Consider the following 26,198-nt stretch of genomic DNA (forward strand, 5'->3'; position numbering starts at 1 on the left):
GTAGAAAACTGTCTGGCTCGGAATCATCGTGCCGCTTGAGGAGGATCCGCGGGGGCTCTCGGCCTTTCCGCTCTCCGCTCCTGTGGGGCAACGAATGAATACTTTACGGAGATGGCGGCACCCTCGCAACTCGACGATGCATCCCGGGCGTGTCGCCCGGAAATCCGCGGTTCTCGCGCCCGACTCCGATGACGACATCGGCGGTCGGGAGCCGGCCCGCGAGCCGGCGCAGGCTGGATGCGGAACGGCCCCGCATCGCGGGCTGCGATGCGGGGCCGTCGGCCGAACGGAACTCGTCACACGACGAAGACGCCGGCCATGGTCTTCTTGCCCCGGCGAAGCACCGCCATCGCCCCCGGACGGACGAAGTCGGCGAGCGTCGCCTTCTCGTCGTCGACGCGTACGTTGTCGAGCGAGACACCACCCTGCGCGATCGCGCGCCGCCCCTCGCTCGCGCTCGCGACGAGTCCGGTGTCGGCGAGCACCTGGGCGATCGGCGCGTCGGGCGACGTGGTCGTGTTGGGCAGCTCGCGCAACGCCGATTCGAGCGTCGCGGCGTCGAGCGAAGCGAGATCGCCCTGTCCGAACAGCGCCTGCGATGCGGCGATGACCGCGGCCGTGGCATCCGCCCCGTGCACCAGGGTGGTGACCTCGGAGGCGAGTACGCGCTGGGCCTCGCGACGGAACGGCTCGTTCTCGACCGCGGCCGCGAGCTCCTCGATGCGCGCTCGGCTGAGGAACGTGAAGACCTTGAGTCGCGCGATCACGTCGGCGTCGTCGGTGTTGAGCCAGAACTGGTAGAAGCGGTACGGGCTGCACATGTCGGCGTCGAGCCAGATCGCGTTGCCCTCGCTCTTGCCGAACTTGGTGCCGTCGGCGTTCGTCACGAGCGGCGTGCCGATCGCGTGCACACTCCGGCCCTCGACCCGGTGGATGAGGTCGGTACCGCTCGTGAGGTTGCCCCACTGGTCGCTTCCGCCGGTCTGCAGCAGGCAGCCGTACTGCCGGAACAGCTCGAGGTAGTCGTAGCCCTGCAGCAACTGGTAGCTGAACTCCGTGTAGCTGATGCCGGCATCGGAGTTCAGTCGCGAGGCGACCGCGTCCTTCTTGAGCATCGTGCCGACGCGGTAGTGCTTGCCGATGTCGCGCAGGAAGTCGATCGCGCTGAGCCCGGCGGTCCAGTCGAGATTGTTCACCAGACGCACCGGGTTCTCACCCTCGGCGGAGAGGAATCGTGAGACCTGCCCCTGCAGGCGACCGACCCACTCGGCCACGGTCTCCTTCGTGTTGAGGGTGCGCTCGGCGGTCGGGCGCGGGTCGCCGATGAGACCGGTCGAACCGCCGACCAGGCCGAGCGGCCGATGACCGGCGAGTTGGAGCCGGCGCATGACGATGAGCTGGACGAGGTTGCCGAGGTGCAGGCTCGGCGCCGTCGGGTCGAACCCGCAGTAATACGTGATCGGCTCGCCCGCGAGGAGCTCTTTCAGCGCGGCCTGGTCGGTCGACACGTGCACGTGGCCGCGCCAGACGAGCTCGTCCCAGACGTCGTCGAATGAGGCGTCGTTCTGCTGGGTGGAGAGGATCACGGGGTCTGACACCCCGTCAGAGTATCAGCGCTCCGGATCAGGCTGCATCACTAAGCGATACTGAATTAGCCCTGTATGCTTATCTTGTATCGAGTGAAGGATTCAAGGTGAAGGAGCCGAGATGATCGTCGTCACCGCAGACCAAGTGGCCAGCCGGACCAAGGCCGATCTCGCCGGAGCGGCCCGCGACCGCATCCAAGCTGCGCACGGCGCGGCGCTCCTGCTTCCGGTCGCCCGCAACGCCGGCGACGAGATCCAGCTCCTCACCCGCGACGGGCGGACGGTCGTCGACGTCGTCTTCGACCTCACGCGCGACGGCGGCTGGAGCGTCGGGATCGGTTGCGGTCCGGTGCGCGAACCGCTGCCCGAGGACATCAGGGAGGCGAGCGGCGAGGCGTTCTTCGCCGCCCGCGACGCCGTCGAACGAGCGAAGAAGAGCTCGCCGCGGATCGCCGTCGAGGCCGGCGGCGACGTGACCGGCGGGCCGAGCGCCGCTGACGTCGAGGCGCTCTTCACCCTCGCCCTGCTGCTGCGCGAACGCCGTTCCGATCAGGGGTGGGAGGTCTACGACCGCATCGTCGCCGGCGCGCGGCAGACCGACATCGCCGACGAACTCGGCGTGAGCGCACCCGCGATCAGCTCACGCATGAAGTCGGCGAACATCCGCGCCGAGCTCGATGCGGCTCCTGCGCTCGCTAGGCTGCTTGAGCATCTGGATGCCTCGACGGAAGCTCGCGCATGAACCTCATCGTCCTCGCCGACGCGATCACCTGGTCGGCCCTGCTCATCTCGCTCGCCGCGGCCACCGTGCTCTCGGTGCTCGCCTCGCTCAAGCCGAGGCGGGCCTACATCTGGTTCGCGACCGGCACCCTGGGCATCGCCCTCGTCGCCGCAGCCACCGCGACCACGACCGCCCCGTTCGGACTCGCGCCGATCGTCGTCCTGCTCGGGCTCGCGATCGCGGTCTTCGGCGGCAGCGCGGCGGCGGGCACCGCCCTCGAGCTCGCGATGGGCGGCGCGGTCTCGCCGGGGTTGCACGGCGGCATCATCGTCACCGACCGCCGTGTCGACCCGAGCGCCGCTCCGGGCCTGCAGACGACCGAACGACGGCGCGAGGTGCTGCGCGGCGGCCTCACGATCGGCGTGCTCGAACGCATCGCCTCGGCGGGCGCCATCATCGCCGGGTTCCCGGAGGCGCTCGCGATCGTCGTGGCCGTCAAGGGCGTCGGCCGGTTCACCGAGCTCGAAGCCCCCGAGGCTCGCGAGCGGTTCATCATCGGCACCTTCGCCAGCCTCATCTGGGCCTGTGCGGCCGCACTCGTCGTGCACCTCGCGATCAGCTGAGCCATCCCGTCGTCGCCGGCCCTCGCGACCGACGGCTCAGCCGGTCGGATCGACGGCGCCCGCGTGTCGTCGGTACGGCGAGACGCCCTCGTCGCCCGGCAGCCAGAACCGCCAGGGATAGGCACTGCCGCCGCCCGCCCCGTTCACTCCGGTGCGGGGACCGTTCACGTGGTGCAGCGGGGTCGCCGGCAGACGCAGCCCGAACGGCGCCGCGAGCAGGTCGCTGCCGTCCGCGTCGAGCGGAACGCCGAGCGCCTTCGCAAGCCGTCCCGGGCCGCGAGCGAGGTCGCGATCGTTGACACCGGGTCGACGCCGTCGCGCGACGTCGATGCCAGCGACGACGGTCGCCCCGCGCAGGAGCACCGCCGAGGAGGTCCCGGCGGGTCGCGCGACGATGTTGAGGCAGACGTGGACGCCGTAGCTGAAGTACGCGTAGAGGTGCGCCGGCTCGCCGAACATCACGGCGTTGCGCGGCGTACGTCCGCGGAACGCGTGCGACCCGGGGTCCTCCCCCACGCCGCGGTAGGCCTCGACCTCCGACAGTCTGATCGCGACCTCGCCGTCGGACGACCGGTACGCGAGCACCGCCCCGAGCAGGAGCGGCGCGAGCTGCACCGGGTCCTGCTCGAAGAACGACCGGTCGGGCGTGATCAGCTGCGTCAGTTCGACGCCTCCGGCAGTCCGGCCACGAGATGACGCACCCGCTCCGCGAGGCGGGCGAACTGATCGGCGACACGATCCGGCGACGTGCCGCCCACGCCGTCGCGACTGGCGACGGAGCCCTCGATCGTGAGCACCTCGCGTACCTCCGGCGTGAGGTGGGGCGAGATCGCCGCGAGCGCGGCGTCGTCGACGGCGTCGAGATCGAGACCGTGCTGCTCGGCGTAGCGCACGAGCGCGCCCGTGATCTCATGGGCATCGCGGAACGGCACGTGCCGCTTCACGAGCCATTCCGCGACATCGGTCGCGAGGGAGAACCCCGCGGGCGCGAGCTCCGCCATGCGGTCGGTGTGGAAGGTCAGGGTCGCGACCATGCCCGTGAACGCGGGCAGCAGCACCTCGAGCGTCTCGACCGAGTCGAACACGGGCTCCTTGTCCTCCTGCAGATCGCGGTTGTACGCCAGCGGGAGGGCCTTCAGCGTGGCGAGCAGCCCCGTCAGGTTGCCGATGAGGCGACCGGACTTGCCGCGGGCGAGCTCGGCGATGTCGGGGTTCTTCTTCTGCGGCATGATCGACGATCCCGTCGAGAACCCGTCGTCGAGCGTGACGAAGCCGAACTCGCGCGTGTTCCAGAGGATGATCTCCTCGGAGATGCGCGACAGGTCGATGCCGATCATGGCGGTGACGAACGCGAACTCCGCCACGACGTCGCGGCTCGCGGTGCCGTCGATCGAGTTCTCGGCCGGCGCTGCGAGCCCGAGGTCGCGGGCGACGGCGGCCGCGTCGAGGCCGAGCGTCGAGCCGGCGAGTGCTCCCCCGCCGTACGGCGAGACGTCTGCGCGCTTCATCCAGTCGACGATTCGCTCGAGGTCGCGCGAGAGCGCCCAGGCGTGGGCGAGCAGGTGGTGCGCGAGGAGTACCGGCTGCGCGTGCTGGAGGTGCGTACGGCCGGGCATGATCGCGTCGCGGTGGGCGTCGGCCTGAGCCGCGAGGGCGTCGATGAGGTGCACGAGCTGCTGCCCGATCGTCGCCGCGTGGTCCTTCAGGTAGAGGCGCACGAGCGTGGCGATCTGGTCGTTTCGACTGCGACCGGCGCGCAGCTTGCCACCGAGTTCGGGGCCGACGACGTCGATGAGCGCCGCCTCGAGCGCGCCGTGCACGTCTTCGTCGCCCTCGGCCGCGACGAGATCACCCGAGATCACCTTGGCCTCGAGCGTGTCGAGGCCCGCGAGCATCGCGGCGAGCTCGCCAGAGTCGAGGTAGCCGGCCGCGGCGAGCGCACGCGCGTGCGCACGCGAGCCGGCGAGGTCGTATCCCGCGAGCTGCCAATCGAAGTGCGTCGACTTCGAGAGCCGGGCGAGCTCGGGCGATGGGCCCGTCGCGAAGCGGGCGCCCCAGAGCGATCCCTCGTTCGTACCGTGCTCGGTGGTCATCATGCGTCCTTCCGGTCGAGGAGCCAGGTCAGCAGCGCCTTCTGGGCATGCAGGCGGTTCTCCGCCTCGTCCCATACGACGGACTGCGGGCCGTCGATGACCGCCCCGTCGACCTCGACGCCACGGTAGGCGGGCAGGCAGTGCATGAAGATCGCGTCGTCGCCGGCCTCGGCCATGATCGCCTCGGTCACCCGGTAGTCGCCGAACGTCGCGAGCCGCTCGGCCTTCTCGTCCTCCTGCCCCATCGACACCCAGGTGTCGGTCACGACCACGTCGGCGCCGTTCGCCGCCGCGCTCGCGTCGTCGGTGACGAGCACCGAGCCGCCCGTGGACGCGGCGATGCGGATCGCGTCGTCGACGATGTCGGGCCGCGGGGCGTACGCCGCGGGTGCCGCGATGCGTACGTGCATGCCCGCGGTCGCGCCAGCGAGCAGATACGAGTGGGACATGTTGTTCGCCCCGTCGCCGAAGTAGGCGAGGGTGAGCCCTGCGAGCGCGCCCTTCCGCTCGCGGATGGTCTGCAGGTCGGCGAGCAGCTGGCAGGGGTGGAAGTCGTCGCTGAGTGCGTTGACGACGGGCACCGCGGTTCCGGCGGCCATCTCCTCGAGACCTGCGTGATCGAACGTGCGCCAGACGATCGCCCCGACCATCCGCTCGAGCACGCGGGCGGTGTCGGCGACCGACTCCTTGCCGCCGAGCTGGCTCTCGCTCGAGCTGATCACGAGGGGCACGCCGCCGAGGTCGGCGATGCCGACGGAGAACGAGACCCTCGTGCGGGTCGAGGTCTTGTCGAAGATGACGGCGACCGTCTGCGGTCCCTCGAGCGGGCGCGCGGAGTAACGGTCGGCCTTGAGACGTGCGGCGAGGTCGAGCACCTCGGCCTGCTCTGCGGGCGTGAGGTCGTCGTCGCGGAGGAAGTGGCGGGTCATGCGGTCCGTTCGGTTCGGAGGGAGGAGAGGTCAGGCGGCGGCGACGCGCTCGAGGGCACGGCCGAAGCGGGCGTCGAACTCGTCGAGCTCGACGTCGCCGATGATGAGGGGCGGGGCGATGCGGATCGTCGAGTCGTTCGCCGCGTTGACGATGAGCCCCTCGTCCATCGCGGCCGCGACGACGCGCGCCGCGACCGGTTCGTCGAGGCCGACACCCACGAGCAGGCCTCGCCCGCGGACCCCCGCGACGAGCGGCGAGCCGAGCGCGAGGATGCGCTCACGGAGCTGGGCACCACGCCGGGCGGCGTTGCCGACGAGGTCGGCCCGCTCGATCTCGCCGAGCACCGCGTTCGCGACGGCGGTCGCGAGCGGGTTGCCCCCGAACGTCGAGCCGTGCTGGCCCTTCGTGTACAGCGACGACGCGCGGCCGAATGTGACGAGTCCGCCGATCGGGATGCCGCCGCCGATGCCCTTGGCGACCGTGATCGCGTCGGGTGCGATGCCGGCGTGCTGGAACCCGAACCAGGCCCCGGTTCGCCCGGCGCCGGTCTGGATCTCGTCGACGATGAGCAGCGCCCCGTGGCGGTGGGTGAGCTCGCGCGCCGCCTCGAGGAAGCCGGGCGGCAGCTCGACGACGCCGGCCTCGCCCTGGATCGGCTCGAGGATGAGCGCCGACACCGCGTCGTCGAGCTCGGCTTCGAGTGCCTCGATCGTCGCCGGGATGTGCTCGACGCCACCCGGCAGCGGCTCGAACGGGTCGCGCATGTGCGGCTTGCCCGTGAGCGCGAGCGAGCCCATCGTGCGGCCGTGGAAGCCGTCGACGAGCGCGAGCATGCGCGTGCGGGCACCGCCCGAGTTGTTCAGGCGTGCGAGCTTGAACGCCGCCTCGTTCGCCTCGGCGCCCGAGTTGCCGAACCACGCCCGGCCCTCGTCGCCGGCGCCTGCGAGCCGCGTGATGCGTTCGGCGAGCTCGAGCGCCGGTTCGGTCGTGAAGTAGTTCGACACGTGCGCGAGCTTCGCCGCCTGGGCCGACACGGCCTCGACGAACACGGGATGCGCGTGGCCGAGGGCGTTGACGGCGATGCCCGCGAGGAAGTCGAGGTACCGCTTGCCCGAGTCATCCCACACCCACGCGCCGTCGCCACGCTCGAGCTTCGCGAGCGGCATGCCGATCGACCGCATGATGCGGGAGTCGAATCGCTGCTGCCAGTCGGTCATGCCGTGCCTCCTGCCGGGACGACCTCGGTGCCGATGCCCTGCCGGGTGAAGACCTCGAGCAGGATCGAGTGCGGCACCCGGCCATCGATGATCGCGGCCTTCGCGACGCCGCCCTCGACGGCCTCGAGGCAGGCCCGCATCTTCGGGATCATGCCCGACTCGAGCGACGGCAGCAGGGCCTCGAGCTCGGGCACGCCGATGACGGAGACGAGCGAGTCGCGGTTCGGCCAGTCGCGGTAGAGGCCGGCGACGTCGGTCAGGATGACGAGCTTCGCCGCCCGCAGCGCCACGGCGAGCGCCGCGGCCGCCGAGTCGGCGTTCACGTTGAGCGACTGCCCCGGCGCATCGCCGTCAGGGGCGATCGACGAGACGACCGGGATGCGCCCGGCGTGCAGCTGCGCCACGACCGCCTCGGGATCGACGGAGACCACGTCGCCGACGAGACCGAGGTCGACCTCGACGCCGTCGACCACCGCCCCTCGGCGACGGCCGGTGAAGAGCCCCGCATCTTCGCCGGAGAGCCCCGCGGCGAGTGGTCCGTGCTCGTTGATGAGCGAGACGAGCTCGCGGTTGACCTGGCCGGAGAGCACCATGCGCACGACGTCCATCGCCTCGGGCGTCGTCACCCGGTAGCCGCCGCGGAACTCGCTCTCGATGCCGAGCCGCTCGAGCATCGACGAGATCTGCGGACCCCCGCCGTGGACGACGACCGGCTTGATGCCGGCGTAGCGGAGGTACACCATGTCCTCGGCGAACGCCCGCTGCAGCTCGGGGCTCACCATCGCGTTACCGCCGAACTTCACGACGATCGTCTCGCCGTGGAAGCGCTTGAGCCACGGCAGCGACTCGATGAGCACCCGCGCCTTCTCACCGGCGCCGGCGACCTCTCCGGCCTCGCCGGAGGCATCCGTTCCGTCGAAATCGCCCATCATCAGCTCGCGTACGCGCTGTTCTCGTGCACGTAGTCGTGCGTGAGATCGTTGGTCAGGATCGTCGCGGACGCCTCACCCGCGTGCAGCTCGACGAGCACGTGCGTGGCGCGGGGCGTCAGGTCGACCTCGTCGCGCGGCCGGTCGGGCCGGCCGGCGTGACACACGCGCACGCCGTTCATCGTCACGTCGACGAGGTAGGGATCGAACGGCGCCCGCGTCGTGCCGATCGCGGCGAGCACGCGTCCCCAGTTCGGGTCGTTGCCGAAGATCGCGGCCTTGAAGAGGTTGTTGCGGGCGACCGCGCGGCCGACCTCGACCGCGTCGTCCTCGCTGACCGCGCCGCGCACCTCGATCGCGATGTCGTGGCTCGCGCCTTCGGCGTCGGCCTGCAGCTGCGCGGCGAGGTCGAGGCAGGCCTCGGTGAGCGCCGCGGTGAACACCGTCTCGTCGGGCGCCACGCCGGACGCAGCGCTCGCGAGCAGGGTGACCTGGTCGTTGGTCGACATGCAGCCGTCGGAGTCGAGCCGGTCGAAGCTCACCCGGGTCGCCCGCCGCAGCGCACGATCGAGCGCGGATGCCTCGAGGTCGGCGTCGGTCGTGATGACGACGAGCATCGTGGCGAGCCCGGGGGCGAGCATGCCGGCGCCCTTCGCCATGCCGCCGATGCGCCACCCCGCGCCGTCGACGACGACGGTCTTCGGCTTCGTGTCGGTGGTCATGATGGCCCGTGCCGCGTCGTCGCCGGCTGCCGCATCTGCCGAGAGCCGGTTGGCGGCGCTCAGCACGCCCTCTTCGAGGATCTCGCCGTCGAGCTGCTCGCCGATGAGCCCGGTCGAGCAGACGAGCACGTCTCCGGCCGAGACGCCGAGCGCGGCAGCAGCCGCCTCGGCGGTGCGGTGCGTGACCTGGAAGCCCTCGGGCCCGGTGAAGCAGTTCGCGCCGCCCGAGTTGAGCACGACGGCGGACACGAGGCCGTCTTTCGCAGCCTCCTTCGACCAGATGATCGGGTTCGCCTGCGCGCGGTTCGACGTGAACACGACCGCCGCCTGCTGCGAAGGCCCGCGGTTGACGACGAGGGCGAGGTCGAGCGCGCCGGTGCGCTTGATGCCGGCGGCGATGCCGGCGGCTTCGAATCCGGCGGGGGCGGTGACGGTCACGGGGCCACTCCGTTCACGGGCAGGCCGGTCGACTCGGTGAGGCCGAGCGCGAGGTTCGCCGACTGGATGGCGGCACCCGCGGTGCCCTTGACGAGGTTGTCGACCGCGGTCACGACGACGACGCGGCCCGCGCGCTCGTCGATCGCGAGTCCCATGAGCGCGGTGTTCGCGCCGAGCACGTCGGCGGTGCGGGGGAACTGCCCTTCGGGGAGGAGCTGCACGAACCGCTCCCCCGCATACGCGTCCTCCCAGGCGGCGCGCACCGCCGAGGCATCCGTACCGGGCATGATGCGGGCCGTCGAGGTCGCGAGGATCCCACGTGACATGGGCACGATGACGGGGGTGAACGAGAGCGTCGGCTCGGCGGCGCCCGCCCACCGGAGGGCCTGCTGCACCTCGGGGATGTGCCGGTGGACCCCGCCGACCGAGTACGGGTTCGCCGAGCCCAGGATCTCGGCTGCGAGCAGGTGCGCCTTGAGGCTCTTGCCGGCCCCCGACGGGCCGACCGCGAGCACCGACACCAGGTCGCGGTCTTCGACGACCCCGGCGCGGATGCCGGGAGCGAGCGAGAGGGCGACCGTCGAGGCGTTGCACCCCGGGGCGGCGATGCGCTTCGCCTTCGCGAGGCGGTCGCGCTGCGTGCCGGTGAGACGCGGCAGCTCGGGCACGCCGTACTCCCACGCGGGGTGGAATTCGCCGCCGTAGAACTCGGCCCAGTCGGTCGCCGACTCGAGCCGGTGGTCGGCGCCGCAGTCGATCACGAGCGTGTCGGGCGAGAGCTCTGCCGCGATCGCGCCCGACGCGCCGTGCGGCAGCGCGAGGAAGACGACGTCATGGCCGGCGAGCGTCTCGGCCGTCGTCTCCTTGAGCGTCAGGTGCGTGTAGGTGCGCAGGTGCGGCTGCACCGCGGCGAGCGACTGGCCGGCGTTCGAGTGGGCGGTCACGGTGCGGACCTGGAGCTCGGGATGATCGGCCAGGAGGCGAAGGATCTCTCCCCCGGCATAGCCGGACGCGCCGGAGACGGCGACGGAGTACGTCATGGAATCCACCTTAGGGTCTGTGCGGTCGGGGCGATGTTCCGGCGACGCCCCGCGACAGCCCGCTAGGCCGTCGCAGGGGTCGCCGAGATTCGGCGCCCGCCACGGCGTCGGCTGCGCACGACCTCGACACGCGCGTGGCGTGCGGCGGCGAACCGGGTGATGGACATGCTCCGACCCTATCGAGGCGACGACGGCGCCTGCAAACCGGGCGTCGCCGGATGTCGCGCGGTGACGTCGCCCGCGGGGCGGGGTGTGCCGTGTGTGCGTGCGCAACGAGCGAGCACGACGAGCGAGAGTGAAGTCGCGGCCCCATTTCAGGCGACGACTGCACTCTCGATGACCCGGTGGTCAGGGATGCACGGGCGCGCTCCGCCTAGTCGCGGATCACGGCTCCGGTGCGCTCGCCCGCGAGCGACGCCCCTGCGAGCTTCGCCGCGCTCGCCTCGGCCGCCGTCAGGGTGCGGTCGGCCGCGCGGAAGCGCAGGGCGAACGTGAGGCTCTTCGACCCCTCGGTCACGCCCTGGCCACGGTAGTCGTCGACGAGCTCGAGGTGCTCGAGCAGCTCGCCCGCCCCCTCGCGCACGGCCGCGGCGACCTCGGCCGCCGGCACCTCGGCGCCCACGACGAGCGACAGGTCCTGCGTCGCTGCGGGGAGGGTGCCGATCGAGGACGCCTCGACCGCGGGGTCGGCGGCCGCGATGATCGCGTCGAGGTCGAGTTCGACGACCGCGACGACGCGCGGCAGGTCGTCGGCCTCGGCGAGCGCGGGCAGGAGTTCGCCGGCGAAGCCGACCGGGCGACCGCCCACCCGCAGTTCCGCCGTGCGGCCGGGGTGGAGCGCGTGGTGCGAACCCTGCACGATCTCGAGCTCGGCCCCCGTCGCGAGCGCGACCCGCCGCGCCGCGTCGAGGGCGTCGGCCACGCCGTACGGCTCGGCCGCGACGCCCGGCTGCTTGGCGACCCGGTCGCCGACGAGGAGCACGCCGAGGTGGCGCGGCTGCGGCGGGATGCCCGCGTCGAGCGCGGCGAGCGTCTCGTCGCCGGGCTTGGCGTCGCCGGCCGGCAGCTCGGCCGTCCCGTAGACGTGACCGGGCTCGGGGAGGAACACGAGGCCGATCTCGAAGAGGTCGAGGTCGAGCAGCCCGCGCGAGCGGTTGCGCTTGGCCGCGGCGATGAGCCCCGGAAGCAGCGATCGGCGCAGGAACGGCGTCGACTGGTCGAGTGCGTTCGCGAGGCGCACCGACGCGACCGGCTCGCCGTCGACACTGCCGAAGGTGCGGTTCTCGTCGTCGGTCGCGAACGGGAACGAGAGCACCTCGACCGAACCCGCCGCGGCGAGCGCATCGGCCGTCTGGCGGCGGAGCCGCTGCGATCGGGTGAGCCCCCGGCCGGGCGGCGCGACGGGCAGCACCGACGGGATGCGGTGATAGCCCACGAGCCGGGCGACCTCCTCGGCGAGCTCCTCGCGGCCCGTGAGGTCGGGCCGCCATGCCGGCGGAACGACCGAGTAGCCGCCCTCGACGCGCGTGAGCACGCCGCCGATCTCGGCGAGCGCGTCGTGCACCTCGTCGTTCGTGTACTCGACGCCGATGACACGCGAGACGAAGCCGTCGGGGAGGTCGATCGCCTCCCGGTCGGTCGTCGTCTGGATGAGCGAACCTCCCGCGTCGGCCGTGCCACCCGCGAGGTCGACCATGAGTTGGGCGACGCGTGCGACGGCGACGGCGCCGATCGTCGGGTCGATGCCGCGCTCGTAGCGCTTCGCGGCCTCGCTCGGAAGCTTGTGCCGGCGCGCCGTGCGGGCGATCGACACCGGGTCCCAGTGGGCGGCCTCGATGAGCACGTTCTGCGTCGTGTCGCTCATCTCGGTCTCGGCGCCGCCCATGACCCCCGCGAGGCCGATCGGGCCCCGGTCGTCGGTGACGACGATGTCTTCGGCGTGCAGGGTGCGCTGCTTGCCGTCGAGCGTCGTGAACGGCTCGCCCGGCTCGGCACGGCGCACGACGATGCCGCCGCGCAGCGTGTCGAGGTCGTAGCCGTGGATCGGCTGGCCGAGTTCGAGCATCACGTAGTTCGTGATGTCGACGAGCACCGACAGCGACCGGATGCCGGCGAGCTTCAGCCGCGCGATCATCCACGCGGGCGTCGGGCGCGAGGCGTCGACACCGCGCACGATGCGCGTCGCGAAGGCGCTCGACGCGACCTTGCCTCGGATCGGCGCTCGGTCGTCGATGACGACGGGGAAGCCGTCGGCCGAGGCATCGGTCGCCGGGGTCAGCTCGACCGGATCGCGGAACACCGCACCCGTCGCGTGCGCGTACTCCCGGGCGACGCCGCGGATCGAGAACGCGTAGCCGCGATCGGGCGTGACGTTGATCTCGATCGCCGCGTCGTCGAGGCCGAGCAGCGCGATCGCGTCGGAGCCGACGGGCGCGTCGATACCGAGGGTCGACAGGCGCAGGATGCCGTCGTGGTCGTCGCCGAGGCCGAGTTCACGGGCCGAGGCGATCATGCCGTCGGAAACGTGACCGTACGTCTTGCGGGCAGCGATCGGGAACGGGCCGGGCAGCACGGCGCCGGGCAGCGTCACAACGACCCGGTCGCCGGGGAAGAAGTTGCGGGCACCGCAGACGATGCCGCGCACCCCGCCGTTCGCCTCGCCGACGTCGACCTGGCACCACCGGATCGTCTTGCCGTTGGACTGCGGCTCCTCGACGAACTCGAGCACCTCGCCCACGACGATCGGGCCCTCGAGCTCGAACGTGTGCACGTCTTCTTCTTCGAGGCCGACCTTCACGAGGGCGGCATGCACGTCTTCGGGCGTCGTTCCCGGGACGAGCTCGACGTATTCGGCGAGCCAGCTGAGAGGTACTCGCATCGTTTAGACCACCATTCCGAACTGCTGGGAGATATCACCGTTTGAGAGGGCTGCGCCGGTCATCGTTTAGACCACCATTCCGAACTGCTGGGAGATATCACCGTTTGAGAGGGCTGCGCCGGTCATCGTTAGACCACCATTCCGAACTGCTGGGAGAAGCGGACGTCTCCCTCGACCATTTCGCGCATGTCCTGCACGTCGTTGCGGAGCATCAGTCCGCGCTCGATGCCCATGCCGAACGCGAAGCCCGTGTAGACCTCGGGGTCGATGCCCGCCGCCCTCAGCACGTTGGGGTGCATCATGCCGCAGCCGCCCCACTCGATCCAGCGCGCGCCGCCCTTGAACGTCGGGTGCCAGAAGTCGAGCTCGGCGCTCGGCTCGGTGAACGGGAAGAAGCTCGGCCTGAGGCGGATCTTCGCCTCCTCGCCGAAGATCGACTTCACGAAGTGGTCGAGCGTGCCCTTGAGGTGCGCCATCGTCAGGCCCTTGTCGACCGCCACGCCCTCGAACTGCATGAACACGGGCAGATGGGTCGCATCGAACTCGTCGGTGCGATACACGCGGCCCGGCGCGAGCACGTAGAGCGGCAGGTCGCGCTCGAGCATCGAGCGGATCTGCACGGGGCTCGTGTGGGTGCGCATGACGAGGTGGGCTTCGGGCGGGTCGACGAAGAACGTGTCCTGCATCGCGCGCGCGGGGTGGTCGGCGTCGAAGTTCAGCGCGTCGAAGTTGAACCACTCGCTCTCGACCTCGGGTCCCTCCGCGATCTCCCAGCCCATGCCGGTGAAGACGTCGCACACCCGGTCCTGCAGCAGGGCGAGGGGATGCCTCGCGCCCGCGTTGAACCGCGAGGGCAGGGCCGTGACGTCGACGGCCTCGGCGACGAGCCGCGCGGCCGCCTCGGCCTCGACGATCTCGGCCTCGCGGGCGGCGAACGCCTGGCCTACCCGGCCGCGCGCGCCGCCCACGAGCTTGCCGAGTGCGGCCTTCTGCTCGTTGGGCACGTTGCGGAGCTCGGCGTTCAGCAGCGCGAGCGGCGACTTGTCGCCGGTGTGCTCGGTGCGAACGGTCTTCAGCGCGGCGGAGTCGCCGGCGGACGCGATGGCCGCGAGGGCCGCGTCGACGGCGGACTGGACCGCGGACTCGGTGATTTCGAGGGGCTCTGGCACGAGAACCGAGTCTACCGGCGCGGCGGTACCGTGCGTGGCGCGCCACCTCGTGGCCGACGCCGCGTCGAGGCTCGTCGCATTTCAGCCCCGGAGGCCGCCACCTGTCCCTTCGCTGCCGCCGATCGAGTCCAGGCCGGCCTGCACGGCGACCGCCCGGGTCGTGGTGATGTTCTCGTCGAGCAGGTCGACGGTGATCACGGTGCGGTGCGTGCGTCGGAGCCGGCGCTCGACCCGGTAGGCGATGTAGGAGAGGATCAGGCAGAGCAGGATGTAGATCGTGCCGACGATGATCGTCGCCGGGACGATCGGCGAGCCGTAGGTCGACTGCGAGCCGATGTAGCGCGCGTAGAAGAGCAGTTCCTCGTACGTGATGATGTAGCCGAGTGCGGTGTCCTTCAGCGTGACGACGAGCTGGGCGATGATCACGGGCATCATCGCGCGGATGGCCTGTGGCAGCAGGATGAGTCGCATCACGCCGGCCTTGCGCAGGCCGATCGCGTACCCGGCCTCTGACTGGCCCTTCGGCAGCGACTCCACACCGGCGCGGATGACCTCGGCGAGCACGGAGCCGTTGTACGCGATGAGGGCGATGACCACCGCCCAGTACGGGTCCATCTTCACGCCGATGACCGGCAGCCCGTAGTAGAGCAGGAACATGAAGACGAGCACGGGAACGGCGCGGAGCACCTCGACGACCGCACCCACCGGGCGTCGGAGCCACGCGTGGTCGGAGAGCCGGCCGATCGCGAGGACGAATCCGACGATGAGTGCGCCCACCGCGGCCGCGCCGAACGCGGCGAGCGTGTTCAGGGTCGCGATGCCGATCTGGACCCATACGTTCGTGTAGGTGAATGCGCTCCACTTCTCGGCCGTGAACTGCCCCGTCGCCCAGAGCCGCCACAGGATGAAGCCGAGGATCGCCAGCACCACGACGACGGTGATGACGCCGAGGATGCGGTTGCGGGCGATCGCCCGGGGGCCGGGCACATCGTAGAGGACGCTGGTCATCGGGCCACCTTCCAACGGCGCTCGAATGTCTGCTGCGCCCATGACAGCAGCAGCACGAGGGCGACGAAGATCGCCATCACCCAGAGGATCGCGACGAACTGGTTCTCGCCGCGCTCGCTGAGGTAGGCGCGGACCGACCCGAGGTTGGCGATCGAGAACCCGGCGGCGACGGTCGTGTTCTTGAGCAGCGCGATGAAGACGCTCATCATCGGCGGGATCACGGAGCGGAACGCCTGCGGCAGCACGACGAACCGCATGACCTGTCCGAACGTCAGCCCGATCGCACGTGCCGCCTCGGCCTGGCCGACCGGAACGGTGTTGATGCCGGAGCGGATCGTCTCGGCCACGTAGGTGGCGGTGTAGATGCCGAGCGCACAGATCGCGAGGGTGATCGAAACCGCACCGGTGAGCCGCAGCCCCAGCAGCGGCGGCAGGGCGAAGGCGAAGGCGAAGAAGACGAGCGTCAGCGGGGTGTTGCGCACGGTGTTCACGTAGAAGGCACCGACTCCGCGAGCGATCGGGATCGGCGACACGCGCATCGCACCGACGATGGTGCCCAGGATGAGCGCGAGGGTTCCCCCCGCGAAGAACAGCAGGAGCGTGCCGACGATCATCTCGCCCCAGAGGTCGAGATTGTCGGTGATGATGCCCATCGTGCTCCCTTCAGTGCGGGTCGGACGCTTCGGTTGCGGTGCCGGGAACGGGGCGGGGGCGCTCTGCGCCCCCGCCCCGGGTGATCAACTCGTCGGGTCGACCTCGGGCTGCTCGCCCGAGATGCCGGCCGGCGCGAGGTTCTCGTCGAACAGCGCCTGCCAGACGTCGTTGCCGTCGGTGAACAGCGCGTTGATGTGCTCCTGCAGTGCCGCGTCGCCCTTCTGGAGGCCGACGCCGTAGCGCTCCTCGCTGAACGGCTCGCCCGCGATCTTCAGCGCGTCGGGGTCCTGCGCGACGTAGCCGGCGAGGATCGCCTCGTCGGTCGTGATCGCGTCGACCGCGCCGGCCTTCAGCTGCTCGACGCACTGCGAGTACGTGTCGTACTCGACCGTGTCGCCGGGGTTGTACTCGTCGCGGATGCGCTGCAGCGGCGTCGAACCCGTCACCGAGCAGACGATCTTGCCCTCGAGGTCGTCGGGGCCGTTGATGTCCTCGTTGTCGGCGGCGACGAGCAGGCCCTGGCCGGTGATGAAGTACGGGCCGGCGAAGTCGATCTGCTCCTTGCGCTTGTCGGTGATCGAGTACGTGCCGACGTAGTAGTCGATGTCGCCGTTCACGAGCGCCTGCTCGCGGTTCGCCGACGGGATGGTCTGGTACTCGATCTGGTCTTCGTCGAAGCCGAGCGAGGCCGCGATCCACTGGGCGATGCCGATGTCGAATCCGCTGCGCTCACCGGACGCGGCGTCTTCGTAGCCGAGGCCCGGCTGGTCGTTCTTCACGCCGATGACGACCTTGCCGCGTTCGGTCATGGCATCGAACGTGGGGCTGCCCTCGAGCTGCACATCGGTGGCCACCTCCCACAGTGCGGTGTCGCCGCCGGCATCGTCCGTCGCACCGTCGGTGCCGGAGTCGCCCGGGCTGCCACTGTTGCACGCACTGAGTGCGAGCGCCGCGACGGCGATGCCCGCCAGCGCACCGGCGATTCGTGTTGTCCTGCGCATCTTTGTCCTCCTGGTGTCGAATCCGGTACGGTCGCCGCGCCGAGCGCGGACGTCTAGTGGGTGATGAGCTTGGAGAGGAAGTCCTTCGCACGGGCGCTCTGCGCATTCGTGAAGAACTCCTCGGGCGTCGACTCCTCGACGATCTGCCCGTCGGCCATGAACACGACGCGGTCGGCCGCCTTGCGCGCGAACCCCATCTCGTGCGTGACGACGACCATGGTCATGCCGTCTTGCGCGAGGCCGACCATGACGTCGAGCACCTCGTTGATCATCTCGGGGTCGAGGGCGCTCGTCGGCTCGTCGAAGAGCATGACCTTCGGATTCATCGCCAGGGCGCGGGCGATCGCCACGCGCTGCTGCTGCCCGCCCGAGAGCTGCGCCGGCAGCTTGTCGGCCTGCTCGCCGACACCGACGCGATCGAGCAGCACCTTCGCCGCCCGCTCGGCATCGGCCTTCGACTGGTGCTTCACCTTGATCGGCCCGAGGGTGACGTTGTCGAGCACGGTCAGGTGTGCGAAGAGGTTGAACGACTGGAACACCATGCCGACGTCGGCGCGCAGCGCCGCGAGCTCCTTGCCCTCCTGCGGCAGTTCGTCGCCGTCGATGCGGATCGACCCGGTCGTGAACGTCTCGAGGCGGTTGATCGTGCGGCAGAGCGTCGACTTGCCCGACCCCGACGGGCCGATCACGACGACGACTTCGCCCCTGTGCACCGTGAGCGACACGTCCTTCAGGGCGTGGAACTGGCCGTAGTGCTTCTCGACGTGGTCGACGACCACGAGCGGCTCACCGCGCCGCGCCGAGATGTTCGACGTCGGCGGGGACTGATCACTCGGTTGCATACCCCCAAAACTAGGGAGACTTCGGCCCTCGCCACTAGAGCATTCGCGGCGCGTTTACCGATTCGTGACCAGACGGGGCCGGCTCGATGATCAGCTGCGCTGCGCGAAAGCGCTCTCGTAGAGGCACACCGAGGCCGCCGTGGCGAGGTTCATCGACTCGGCGTGCCCGTAGATCGGCACGGTGACGATCCGGTCGGCGAGCGCGAGCTGCTCGTCGGGCAGACCCCGCGCCTCGTTGCCGAAGAGCCAGGCGGTCGGCTTCGCGAGGACGCCGTCGTTGCGTGCTGCGAGCAGGTCTTCGCCCTTGACGTCGGCGGCGAGGACTGTGAGCCCGGCCGCGCGCGCGCGTTCGAGCACGTCGTCGAGGTCGGCGCCGATCGCGACCGGGAGGTGGAAGATCGATCCGGTCGACGAGCGCACGACCTTCGGGTTGTAGAGGTCGACGGCACGGCCCGTCATGATCACCGCGTCGGCGCCGGCGGCGTCGGCCGCGCGCACGATCGTGCCGGCGTTGCCGGGGTCGCGCACCTCTTCGAGGATCGCGATGAGCTTCGGGGACGCCGCGAACACGTCTTTCACCGCGGTCGGGAACTGCCGGCACACGGCGGCGAATCCCTGCGGGGTGACCGTGTCGGCCATCGACGCGAGCACCTCTTCGGTGACGTACTGGGCGGTGAGCCCGGCGCGGACGGCCGCCTCGGCGATCTCGGGGTACCGATCGAGCGCGGTCGGCGTGGCGAAGAGCTCGACGAGGAGCTCGGGACGGAACTCGAGCGCCTCGGCGACGGCCTGCGGTCCCTCGAGCAGGAACAACCCGCTCTCGGCTCTCGCCGCCTTCTTGGCGAGCTTCGCGACAGCGCGGACGCGTGGCGAGCGGGGGTTCTCGAGCATGGTCCCAGTCTATTCAAGGGGATGCCCCGGCTGCGGCATCCCTCGGACGACGAACGGCCCGGCACCTAGGGTGCCGGGCCGTTCGAGACGGAAGGTCGCGCTTACGCGGCGGTCTTCGGGGCCGAGGTGTCGGCAGGCAGCGCCTTCTTCGCGGTCTCGACGAGCGCCGCGAACGTGGCGGGCTCGTTCACCGCGAGCTCGGCGAGGATGCGCCGGTCGACCTCGACGCCGGCCAGGCCGAGGCCCTGGATGAGGCGGTTGTAGGTGAGGCCGTTCTGACGCGAGGCCGCGTTGATCCGCTGGATCCACAGGCGACGGAAGTCGCCCTTCTTCTTGCGACGGTCGTTGTACGAGTAGACGAGGGAGTGGGTGACCTGCTCCTTCGCCTTGCGGTAGAGGCGCGACCGCTGACCGCGGTAGCCCTCGGCGCGCTCGAGGATGACCCGACGCTTCTTGTGCGCATTGACAGCGCGCTTCACTCTTGCCATGACTCTGTTTCTTCCTTAGCGGGTCTCGCGGCTCAGCGGCCGAGAAGCTTCTTGATGACCTTGGTGTCGGGCGCCGAGGCGACCTTGTCCTGGTTCAGACGGCGCGTGCGCACCGAGGACTTGCCCTCGAGGTTGTGGCGCATACCGGCCTGCTGCTTCTTGATCTTGCCGGTGCCGGTGATCTTGAAGCGCTTCTTGGACCCGGAGTGGGTCTTCTGCTTCGGCATCTCGTGTTTCTCCTTGGTTCTGCCGTCACGCGGGTGACGGACGGGGTGTTCGGCCTACGCCTCGGTCGGCTCGGCCGTCTGCGAGTCGGACTCGGCCGGGGCTTCCGCCGCCGGCCGGGCCTTCGCCGCAGCACGCTGTGCATTCGCCTCGGCCTTGGCCTCGGACTTGTTCTTCAGGGGCGCGATGACCATGACCATGTTGCGGCCGTCGATCGTGGGGTTGTGCTCGACCGTGCCGAACTCCGCCACGTCTTCCGCGAAGCGCTGGAGGAGGCGGACACCCATCTCGGGACGCGACTGCTCGCGGCCGCGGAAGAGGATCATCGCCTTGACCTTGTCGCCGGCCTTCAGGAAGCCGACGGCGCGCTTCATCTTGGTCTCGTAGTCGTGCTTGTCGATCTTGAGGCGGAACCGGACCTCTTTGAGGATGGTGTTCGCCTGGTTGCGCCGGGCCTCTTTCGCCTTCTGCGCAGCCTCGTACTTGTACTTGCCGTAGTCCATGATCTTGACGACCGGCGGACGCGAGTTCGGTGCGACCTCGACGAGGTCGAGGTCGGCCTCCTGCGCGAGCCGCAGGGCCACCTCGATCTTCACGACGCCGACCTGCTCTCCGCCAGGACCCACGAGGCGGACCTCGGGAACACGGATACGGTCGTTGGTACGCGGATCGCTGATGCGTGTACTCCTCTACTCAAGCTGTTTCATGCGCCGAAGGAGGAGATTCACGTATTCGCGCGGATTCTCACCGCGGCTCATACGGCACCCTGTCTACTTCCACACGTCGATCTCGCGATCGGCGGCGTGGAAGCGGAGTGCAATCGACCCGGTAACCTTGATGAAGCGGTATGCGCGGGTGGGAGGATCTCCACTTTCGTACCGGGGAGAAGCCCCGGAGCCCGAAGTAGTCTAGCAGAGGATGTCTGTGACCTGGAATTCGCCCGCCGACGCGGGTTTCGACGAGTCCACCCCCGAGTCCGAGCGGATCGTCGCCGACGATCACGCGGCCGAACGCGTCGCGTACGACGAGACGGTCGCCGGCGAGGTCGAGGGGGCGACGCGCGACATCGCCGAGGTGCCGGCCGTCGAGATCATCACGACCACGGCGGTCCATCTCATGAGCGCGGCGGCCGTCAAGGTCGGCCTCGCCGACGACCCCGACTCGCAGCTCGACCTCGACGAGGCGCGCAAGCTCATCAACGCCCTCGCCGGGCTCATCACGGCGGGCGCCCCCGAGATCAGCGACATGCACGCGCGGTCGCTCCGCGACGGACTGCGCTCGCTGCAGCTCGCCTTCCGCGAGGCGTCGCCCATCCCCGACGCGATCGGGCAAGGTCCCGGCGAGAAGTGGACCGGCCCGGTCAGCTGACGGGCGCCCGAAGCTCGCGCGCGGTCAGCGCTGGCAGCTCGGGCACCAGAAGACGACGCGCTCCTGCGGGTCGGTGACCGAATCCGCTCGTGCTCGACCGAGTTCGCCCCGCTCGATCGTCGTGCGGCAGCGCCGGCAGGGCTCGCCGCCACGGCCGTAGACCCAGAGCCGCTGCCCGCGCCGGTCGACGCCGGTGGTCACCCGCGCACGCCGGTCGCGATTCGCGACGATGAGGCGGCGGGCGAGATCGACGACTCCTGCGGGGTCGGTCACCTCGCCGACCGGGCGGTGGGGGCGGACACCCCGCAGGAAGCACAGCTCGTTGACGTACACGTTGCCGAGCCCGGCCAGGTTGCGCTGGTCGAGCAGGGCGACCGCGACCGGCGCCTCGGGGTGCTCGCCGAGGCGACGGACGGCCTCAGCCGTGTGCTGAGGCCGCCAGCCGGGGTCGAGCAGGTCGGGGCCGAGGTGGGCGAGCATCGCGGCGTCTTCCGCACGCGGGACGACCTCGACCTCGCCGAGGTCGAATCCGACGACCTCCGCCTCGGTCGTGGCGAGCACGACACGCGCCCGGTGGGCCGGCTTCGTCCACCGCTCCCCCGACGCGAACACGCGCCACTCGCCCTCCATCTTGAGGTGGGTGCGGATGGTGTGCCCGGGCGTGCGGATGAGCAGGTGCTTGCCGCGGCTCACGACCTCGTCGACGCGCTCGCCCGCCAGGTCGACCGTGGCGTAGCGGGGCACCCGGAAGTCGGTTCGGGCGAACTCGTGCCCCGCGAGCACCGGACGCAGCATCGCGGCGACCTGGAAGACGGAGTCACCTTCGGGCATCGAGTCGCAGTCCCCTCGGCGTCTCCCCGAACCCCGCCGCCCGCAGAGCCGCCCCGAACGGGGTGCCGAGCACGAACGCGCCGTTCACCGACTCCACCGCGATCCGCCGCACCCGCCCCGCCGTGACGAGGCTCGCGACCGACCCCGCGGCGAGCGCGAGGAGCTCGTCGTCCTCGGTGTAGACGAGCACGGTCTTGCCGCCGCGCTCGACATAGGCGACCAGCTCGCCGTCGGCGACCACGACGATCGCACCGGCCTTTCGCGCAGCCCGATGCGAGCTCTCGCCCGGGGGGTCGGGCCACGCCAGCGCAGCGCCGTAGGCGTTCGCCGGGTCGGTCGCGGCGAGTGCGAGCACCCTGGGCGCGTCGGCGTCGCGCGTGTCGAGGTCGGAATGGCTCCGCAGTCGGTCGACGGCCCCCGGCGCTGCGAACTGGGCGGCGCCGAGGCGCTCGACGAAGTACCCACGGCGGGCGCGACCGGATTCCTCGAAGCCGCTGAGGGTCTTGTAGACGAGCGCGAAGCCGCCGACCACGCCCTCTGCGACGGCGGCGCCGCGCGTGACGACGCCGTAGCGGTCGAGCAGCATCTCACCGAGCGCGTGGGCGCGGCGGGTGGGGTCGGAATCGGCCACCGGCAGGATCGACCATCGACCGGCGACCGACGGCGGGCCGGTGCGACTCGGCATCGTCGCCCGCGGGAGGGACCGGCCCCGCAGCATCCGCGCCCTGGGTACCGGTCGCGATGCCTTGTGCGCGCTGCGCCCGCCGCTCGTGAGCGCCCGCACGGGCGAGAAGGTGTCGTTCGTGACGAGACCCGCCCAGACGAGGCCCCAGAGCGCCTCGACGAGGGCGCCGTCGTCGACGGGGGCCTCTCCGAACTCGGACGGCACGGTGCCGAAGGCGCCGACGGCGTCGGCGAGCTGACGGAAGAAGAACGCGCCGCCCGACCCGAGTGCGACCAGCACCTCGCGCTGGAGCGGCGTGAGGTCGGTGTCGATCGGCGGGGCCAGCGTGAGCGGTGCCGTCTCGGCCGAGTGCAGGGTGATCCAGCCGTCGTCGCCGGCGAGTTCTCCGGCGCCGGCCCACAGCACCTCCCCGCTCGCCATGAGCTCGTCGAGCATGGCGGGGCTGTAGTCGGCGACACGCGACGGCAGGACGAGCGACTCCCAGGCCGAGGCGGGCAGGCGCACCCCCTCGAGCTGTTCGATCGTGCTCGCGACCCCGTCGATGCCCCTCAACCCGCCGCCGACCTGCTGCCATGCCGGCACGAACCGCGCGAGGGCGCGCTGGGGCACCGGCTCGATCTCGTGCCGGAGGGCCGCGAGCGAGCGCCGACGGAGCCGCCGCAGCACCTCGGCGTCGCACCACTCGGTCGACGTGCCGTGGGGGCGGAACTCGCCCTCGACGACCCTCCGTTCGTCGGCCAGTCGGCGTAGCGCGGCCCGTGCCACCGCCACCCCGATTCCGAACCGGTCGGCGACCTCGTCGACGGCGAACGGTCCGTGGGTGCGGGCGTACCGGCTGATGAGGTCGCCCATCGGGTCGGCCACGTGCTCGCCGAACGCGACGGCCACGCCCGGTGGCACCGGAACGCCGAGGGCGTCGCGGAGGCGGCCCACGTCTTCGACGGCGGCGAGGTGCTCGCGACCGGCGAACCCGACGCGCACGGCTCGCCGCGCCGCGACGAGCTCGGCCACGGCCGACGCCGGGTCGGTCGACTCATCGACACGCACGGCGATCTCGTCGTCGGTGAGCGGGCCGAGCGCCATCAACAGGTCGGCGACGCCCTCCGTGCCCCGAGCACGGCGCTCGGGATCGAGGCGTTGGAGCTCGCGCTCGGTCCGCTCGATGACGCCGGGGTCGAGGAGCTCGCGCAGCTCGACCCGGCCGAGCAACTCGCCGAGCAGCGACTGGTCGATCGCGAGGGCCGCCGCGCGGCGCTCGGCGAGCGGCGAGTCGCCCTCGTACATGAACGCGCCGACGTAGCCGAACAGCAGCGTGCTCGCGAACGGGCTCGGCGACTCGGTCGTGGTCTCGACGAGGCGCACCCGGCGCGCGGCGAGGTCGGCGGCGATCTCGACGAGGCCCGGCACGTCGTAGACGTCTTGCAGCACTTCGCGCACCGTCTCGAGGATGATCGGGAAGGTCGGGAACGCGCTCGCGACCTCGAGCAGCTGCGCCGCCTTCTGCCGCTGCTGCCAGAGCGGTGACCGGCGCCCGGGCTGGTAGTGAGGCAGCAGCAGGGCGCGCGCCGCGCACTCGCGGAATCGACTCGCGAACAGCGCCGAACCGCCGACCTCGTCGGTGACGAGCTGCTCGAGCTCGGCCGCCTCGAAGCGGAAGAGGTCGGCGCCGGGCGGCTCGTCGCCCGTGTCGGGGATGCGCACGATGATGCCGTCGTCGGCCGCGACCGCGGCGCCGTCGACCCCGTGCCGCTCGCGCACCCGCGCCGCGACGGCGAGCGCCCACGGCGCGTGCACGGGCATGCCGAACGGCGAGTGCAGGATGACGCGCCAGTCGCCCAGCTCGTCGCGGGTGCGCTCGACCACGAGGGTGCGATCGCTCGGCACCGCCCCCGTGGCGCGCGCCTGGTCGGCGAGGAAGGCGATGAGGTTCGTGGTGGCGTTCTCGTCGAGCCCGGAGGCCGCGATGCGCGAGCGAGCCTCGGGCTCGGTCGCCGTCGACACCTCGCGCATGAACGCTCCGAGCGCGCGGCCGAGCTCGACGGGCCGCCCGAGCCCGTCGCCCTTCCAGAAGGGGACGCGGCCCGGCTGGCCGAAGGCCGGCACGACGTTGACGCGGTCGAATGTGATCTCCTGGATGCGCCAGCTCGTCGCGCCCAGCGCGAAGACGTCGCCGACGCGCGACTCGTAGACCATCTCCTCGTCGAGCTCGCCGACGCGGCGGCCGGTGGTCTCGTCGCCGCCGACGAGGAAGACGCCGAACATGCCCCGGTCGGGGATGGTGCCGCCGCTCGTGACGGCGAGCCGCTGCGCCCCGGGGCGCCCGGTCACGACGCCGGCCTCGCGGTCCCAGACGACGCGCGGCCGGAGCTCGCCGAAGCGGTCCGACGGATATCGGCCCGCGAGGAGGTCGAGCGTCGCCTCGTAGGCCGAGCGCGGCAGCGTCGCGAACGGGGCCGCGCGGCGCACGGTCGCGAACCAGCCCTCGACGTCGAGTTCGTCGACGGCTGCGGCCGCGATCGTCTGCTGGGCGAGGATGTCGAGCGGGTTCGCCGGCACCCGCATGGTCTCGATGAGCCCACCGAGCATGCGTTCGGCCGCGACCGCCGTGTGCACGAGGTCGGCTCGGTGCTTGGGGAACATGACGCCGCGCGACACCTCGCCGACCTGGTGCCCCGCGCGCCCCAGCCGCTGGAGCCCGCTCGCGACGGAGGGCGGCGCCTCGACCTGCACGACGAGGTCGACCGCGCCCATGTCGATGCCGAGCTCGAGGCTCGAGGTCGCCACGACGCAGCGCAGCCGCCCCGACTTCAGGTCGTCTTCGATGTCGGCGCGCTGCTCTTTGCTGACCGAGCCATGATGGGCGCGGGCGATGACGGCCGGCGCACCGACGGTCTGGCCCGACTGCGCCATGAGTGCCGCGGGGGGCCCGGCCGCGGCCGCCGCGGTGACGAGCTCGGCGCGTTCGAGCTCGTCGAGGTGCAGTTCGTTCAGGCGGGCGGTGAGCCGCTCGGCCAACCGCCTCGAGTTCGCGAAGACGATCGAGGAGCGGTGCTCGAGCACGCGATCGAGGATCGCCTGTTCGACGTGCGGCCAGATCGAGCCCGTCGCATCGTCGTTCGCGGGCAGCTGCGCCATGTCTTCGACGGGCACGACCACGCGCAGGTCGAATCGCTTGTCGGCCGGCGGCGCGACGACCTCGACCGGTGCGCTCGCGCAGAGGAACCGGGCCACCTCTTCGACGGGCCGCACGGTCGCCGAGAGCCCGATGCGCTGGGCCGGACGCTCGAGCAGCGCGTCGAGGCGCTCGAGCGACAGTGCGAGGTGCGCACCGCGCTTCGTGCCGGCGACCGCGTGGATCTCGTCGACGATGACGGTCTCGATCGAGCGCAACGTCTCACGCGCCTGCGAGGTCAGCATGAGGAAGAGCGACTCGGGCGTCGTGATGAGGATGTCGGGCGGCGTGCGCAGCAGCGCCCGACGCTCGTTCGCGGGCGTGTCGCCCGAGCGCACCCCGACGCTCACGCTCGGCGGCGTGGCGCCGAGGCGCTCGGCGACGCGGGCGATGCCGGTGAGCGGCGCGCGGAGGTTGCGCTCGACGTCGACGCCGAGCGCCTTGAGCGGCGACAGGTAGAGCACCCGGGTACCGGGCTCGGCGGCGGGCTCGGTCGTGAGCCGGTCGATCGCCGAGAGGAACGCCGACAGGGTCTTGCCCGATCCGGTGGGAGCGACGACGAGCGCGTGGGCGCCGCTCCCGATCGCCCGCCAGGCGCCCTGCTGCACCGCGGTGGGCGCGCGGAACGCCTCGGCGAACCACGTGCGCGTCGCCTCCGAGAAGGCCGCAAGCGCATCGGTCATGGCT

At 71.1% G+C, this 26,198-nt stretch carries 23 protein-coding genes; 3 read left to right on the forward strand and 20 right to left on the reverse strand.

Going from position 1 to position 26,198, the window contains the following annotated elements; all coding sequences use genetic code 11:
- Positions 1–296 precede the first annotated feature (296 nt).
- The gene (gene tyrS, locus LR269_RS13455; RefSeq protein ID WP_231431271.1) at positions 297–1,598 is read right to left on the reverse strand and encodes a tyrosine--tRNA ligase; all 1,302 of its coding nucleotides are present in this window, start codon (positions 1,596–1,598) and stop codon (positions 297–299) included.
- Positions 1,599–1,707: 109 nt separating this feature from the next.
- On the opposite strand from tyrS, the gene LR269_RS13460 reads away from it, so the two are divergent.
- Both LR269_RS13460 and LR269_RS13465 read left to right on the forward strand, forming a co-directional pair.
- On the forward strand, positions 1,708–2,328 hold the full coding sequence (locus tag LR269_RS13460; protein ID WP_231431272.1) for a DNA-binding protein: 621 nt from the start codon (positions 1,708–1,710) through the stop codon (positions 2,326–2,328).
- On the forward strand, positions 2,325–2,930 hold the full coding sequence (locus tag LR269_RS13465; protein ID WP_231431273.1) for a hypothetical protein: 606 nt from the start codon (positions 2,325–2,327) through the stop codon (positions 2,928–2,930). Before LR269_RS13460 ends, LR269_RS13465 begins: the two co-directional genes overlap by 4 nt.
- 36 nt (positions 2,931–2,966) lie before the next feature.
- Here the strand turns inward: LR269_RS13465 and LR269_RS13470 are convergent, their stop codons facing one another.
- The 17 genes from LR269_RS13470 to infC all read right to left on the reverse strand — a co-directional run bounded on the left by LR269_RS13470 (position 2,967) and on the right by infC (position 20,132).
- The gene (locus tag LR269_RS13470) at positions 2,967–3,593 is read right to left on the reverse strand and encodes a DNA-3-methyladenine glycosylase (RefSeq protein ID WP_308191676.1); all 627 of its coding nucleotides are present in this window, start codon (positions 3,591–3,593) and stop codon (positions 2,967–2,969) included.
- Entirely contained in the window at positions 3,590–5,023 is a 1,434-nt protein-coding gene (gene argH / locus LR269_RS13475; RefSeq protein WP_231431275.1) for an argininosuccinate lyase, read from the reverse strand. Before argH ends, LR269_RS13470 begins: the two co-directional genes overlap by 4 nt.
- The gene (gene argF, locus LR269_RS13480) at positions 5,023–5,952 is read right to left on the reverse strand and encodes an ornithine carbamoyltransferase (protein ID WP_231431276.1); all 930 of its coding nucleotides are present in this window, start codon (positions 5,950–5,952) and stop codon (positions 5,023–5,025) included. Before argF ends, argH begins: the two co-directional genes overlap by 1 nt.
- 30 nt (positions 5,953–5,982) lie before the next feature.
- Positions 5,983–7,170, reverse strand: coding sequence for an acetylornithine transaminase (locus LR269_RS13485; RefSeq protein ID WP_231431277.1), 1,188 nt, complete (start codon positions 7,168–7,170; stop codon positions 5,983–5,985).
- Positions 7,167–8,099, reverse strand: coding sequence for an acetylglutamate kinase (argB, locus tag LR269_RS13490; RefSeq protein ID WP_231432348.1), 933 nt, complete (start codon positions 8,097–8,099; stop codon positions 7,167–7,169). The genes LR269_RS13485 and argB overlap by 4 nt, the downstream gene beginning before the upstream one ends.
- Before the next feature lie 2 nt (positions 8,100–8,101).
- Positions 8,102–9,259 carry a bifunctional glutamate N-acetyltransferase/amino-acid acetyltransferase ArgJ gene (gene argJ, locus LR269_RS13495; RefSeq protein ID WP_231431278.1) on the reverse strand — a complete coding sequence of 386 codons (1,158 nt, stop codon included), beginning with the start codon at positions 9,257–9,259 and terminating at the stop codon, positions 8,102–8,104.
- On the reverse strand, positions 9,256–10,299 hold the full coding sequence (gene argC / locus LR269_RS13500; RefSeq protein WP_231431279.1) for an N-acetyl-gamma-glutamyl-phosphate reductase: 1,044 nt from the start codon (positions 10,297–10,299) through the stop codon (positions 9,256–9,258). The genes argJ and argC overlap by 4 nt, the downstream gene beginning before the upstream one ends.
- Positions 10,300–10,672: 373 nt before the next feature.
- The gene (pheT, locus tag LR269_RS13505; protein WP_231431280.1) at positions 10,673–13,177 is read right to left on the reverse strand and encodes a phenylalanine--tRNA ligase subunit beta; all 2,505 of its coding nucleotides are present in this window, start codon (positions 13,175–13,177) and stop codon (positions 10,673–10,675) included.
- A 128-nt stretch (positions 13,178–13,305) separates the two neighbouring features.
- On the reverse strand, positions 13,306–14,346 hold the full coding sequence (pheS, locus tag LR269_RS13510; RefSeq protein ID WP_231431281.1) for a phenylalanine--tRNA ligase subunit alpha: 1,041 nt from the start codon (positions 14,344–14,346) through the stop codon (positions 13,306–13,308).
- A gap of 81 nt (positions 14,347–14,427) precedes the next feature.
- Positions 14,428–15,354: an amino acid ABC transporter permease gene (locus LR269_RS13515; protein WP_231431282.1), complete on the reverse strand. Its 927-nt coding sequence runs from the start codon at positions 15,352–15,354 to the stop codon at positions 14,428–14,430.
- The gene (locus LR269_RS13520; protein ID WP_231431283.1) at positions 15,351–16,007 is read right to left on the reverse strand and encodes an amino acid ABC transporter permease; all 657 of its coding nucleotides are present in this window, start codon (positions 16,005–16,007) and stop codon (positions 15,351–15,353) included. Before LR269_RS13520 ends, LR269_RS13515 begins: the two co-directional genes overlap by 4 nt.
- A gap of 84 nt (positions 16,008–16,091) precedes the next feature.
- Entirely contained in the window at positions 16,092–17,009 is a 918-nt protein-coding gene (locus LR269_RS13525) for a glutamate ABC transporter substrate-binding protein (RefSeq protein ID WP_231431284.1), read from the reverse strand.
- Positions 17,010–17,062: 53 nt separating this feature from the next.
- Entirely contained in the window at positions 17,063–17,851 is a 789-nt protein-coding gene (locus LR269_RS13530; protein WP_231431285.1) for an amino acid ABC transporter ATP-binding protein, read from the reverse strand.
- A gap of 90 nt (positions 17,852–17,941) precedes the next feature.
- On the reverse strand, positions 17,942–18,742 hold the full coding sequence (locus tag LR269_RS13535; RefSeq protein WP_231431286.1) for an RNA methyltransferase: 801 nt from the start codon (positions 18,740–18,742) through the stop codon (positions 17,942–17,944).
- 101 nt (positions 18,743–18,843) lie between these two features.
- Complete coding sequence (gene rplT / locus LR269_RS13540; RefSeq protein ID WP_231431287.1) at positions 18,844–19,230, reverse strand: 50S ribosomal protein L20; 387 nt, start codon at positions 19,228–19,230, stop codon at positions 18,844–18,846.
- A 32-nt stretch (positions 19,231–19,262) separates the two neighbouring features.
- A complete protein-coding gene (gene rpmI, locus LR269_RS13545) occupies positions 19,263–19,457 on the reverse strand; it encodes a 50S ribosomal protein L35 (protein WP_231431288.1) in 195 nt (64 codons plus the stop codon).
- 54 nt (positions 19,458–19,511) lie between these two features.
- Positions 19,512–20,132 (reverse strand): translation initiation factor IF-3, encoded by a 621-nt coding sequence (gene infC, locus LR269_RS13550; RefSeq protein WP_231432349.1) that lies wholly within the window; start codon positions 20,130–20,132, stop codon positions 19,512–19,514.
- Between the two features lie 307 nt (positions 20,133–20,439).
- Between infC and LR269_RS13555 the strand changes: the two genes are divergently transcribed.
- Positions 20,440–20,823 carry a DUF1844 domain-containing protein gene (locus tag LR269_RS13555; RefSeq protein WP_374201166.1) on the forward strand — a complete coding sequence of 128 codons (384 nt, stop codon included), beginning with the start codon at positions 20,440–20,442 and terminating at the stop codon, positions 20,821–20,823.
- 24 nt (positions 20,824–20,847) lie between these two features.
- Here LR269_RS13555 and LR269_RS13560 read toward each other — a convergent pair whose 3' ends face one another.
- Both LR269_RS13560 and LR269_RS13565 read right to left on the reverse strand, forming a co-directional pair.
- Positions 20,848–21,654, reverse strand: a complete 807-nt coding sequence (locus LR269_RS13560; protein WP_231431290.1) for a DNA-formamidopyrimidine glycosylase family protein — start codon at positions 21,652–21,654, stop codon at positions 20,848–20,850.
- Complete coding sequence (locus tag LR269_RS13565) at positions 21,641–26,194, reverse strand: ATP-dependent helicase (protein ID WP_231431291.1); 4,554 nt, start codon at positions 26,192–26,194, stop codon at positions 21,641–21,643. The genes LR269_RS13560 and LR269_RS13565 overlap by 14 nt, the downstream gene beginning before the upstream one ends.
- Positions 26,195–26,198 lie beyond the last annotated feature (4 nt).

It is taken from the genome of Agromyces sp. S2-1-8, from assembly GCF_021129215.1.
Lineage (GTDB): Bacteria > Actinomycetota > Actinomycetes > Actinomycetales > Microbacteriaceae > Agromyces > Agromyces chromiiresistens.

Excerpts from the sequence above, each read along its gene's own strand:
- pheT (WP_231431280.1), bottom strand. The coding sequence starts at position 13,177 with ATGCGAGTACCTCTCAGCTGGCTCGCCGAATACGTCGAGCTCGTCCCG.
- LR269_RS13525 (WP_231431284.1), bottom strand. The coding sequence starts at position 17,009 with ATGCGCAGGACAACACGAATCGCCGGTGCGCTGGCGGGCATCGCCGTC.
- LR269_RS13530 (WP_231431285.1), bottom strand. The coding sequence starts at position 17,851 with ATGCAACCGAGTGATCAGTCCCCGCCGACGTCGAACATCTCGGCGCGG.
- LR269_RS13485 (WP_231431277.1), bottom strand. The coding sequence starts at position 7,170 with ATGACCGACTGGCAGCAGCGATTCGACTCCCGCATCATGCGGTCGATC.
- LR269_RS13515 (WP_231431282.1), bottom strand. The coding sequence starts at position 15,354 with ATGACCAGCGTCCTCTACGATGTGCCCGGCCCCCGGGCGATCGCCCGC.
- LR269_RS13460 (WP_231431272.1), top strand. The coding sequence starts at position 1,708 with ATGATCGTCGTCACCGCAGACCAAGTGGCCAGCCGGACCAAGGCCGAT.
- rpmI (WP_231431288.1), bottom strand. The coding sequence starts at position 19,457 with ATGCCGAAGCAGAAGACCCACTCCGGGTCCAAGAAGCGCTTCAAGATC.
- argB (WP_231432348.1), bottom strand. The coding sequence starts at position 8,099 with ATGGGCGATTTCGACGGAACGGATGCCTCCGGCGAGGCCGGAGAGGTC.
- LR269_RS13565 (WP_231431291.1), bottom strand. The coding sequence starts at position 26,194 with ATGACCGATGCGCTTGCGGCCTTCTCGGAGGCGACGCGCACGTGGTTC.
- rplT (WP_231431287.1), bottom strand. The coding sequence starts at position 19,230 with ATGGCAAGAGTGAAGCGCGCTGTCAATGCGCACAAGAAGCGTCGGGTC.
- LR269_RS13520 (WP_231431283.1), bottom strand. The coding sequence starts at position 16,007 with ATGGGCATCATCACCGACAATCTCGACCTCTGGGGCGAGATGATCGTC.
- LR269_RS13560 (WP_231431290.1), bottom strand. The coding sequence starts at position 21,654 with ATGCCCGAAGGTGACTCCGTCTTCCAGGTCGCCGCGATGCTGCGTCCG.
- LR269_RS13465 (WP_231431273.1), top strand. The coding sequence starts at position 2,325 with ATGAACCTCATCGTCCTCGCCGACGCGATCACCTGGTCGGCCCTGCTC.
- argF (WP_231431276.1), bottom strand. The coding sequence starts at position 5,952 with ATGACCCGCCACTTCCTCCGCGACGACGACCTCACGCCCGCAGAGCAG.
- argH (WP_231431275.1), bottom strand. The coding sequence starts at position 5,023 with ATGACCACCGAGCACGGTACGAACGAGGGATCGCTCTGGGGCGCCCGC.
- argC (WP_231431279.1), bottom strand. The coding sequence starts at position 10,299 with ATGACGTACTCCGTCGCCGTCTCCGGCGCGTCCGGCTATGCCGGGGGA.
- LR269_RS13535 (WP_231431286.1), bottom strand. The coding sequence starts at position 18,742 with ATGCTCGAGAACCCCCGCTCGCCACGCGTCCGCGCTGTCGCGAAGCTC.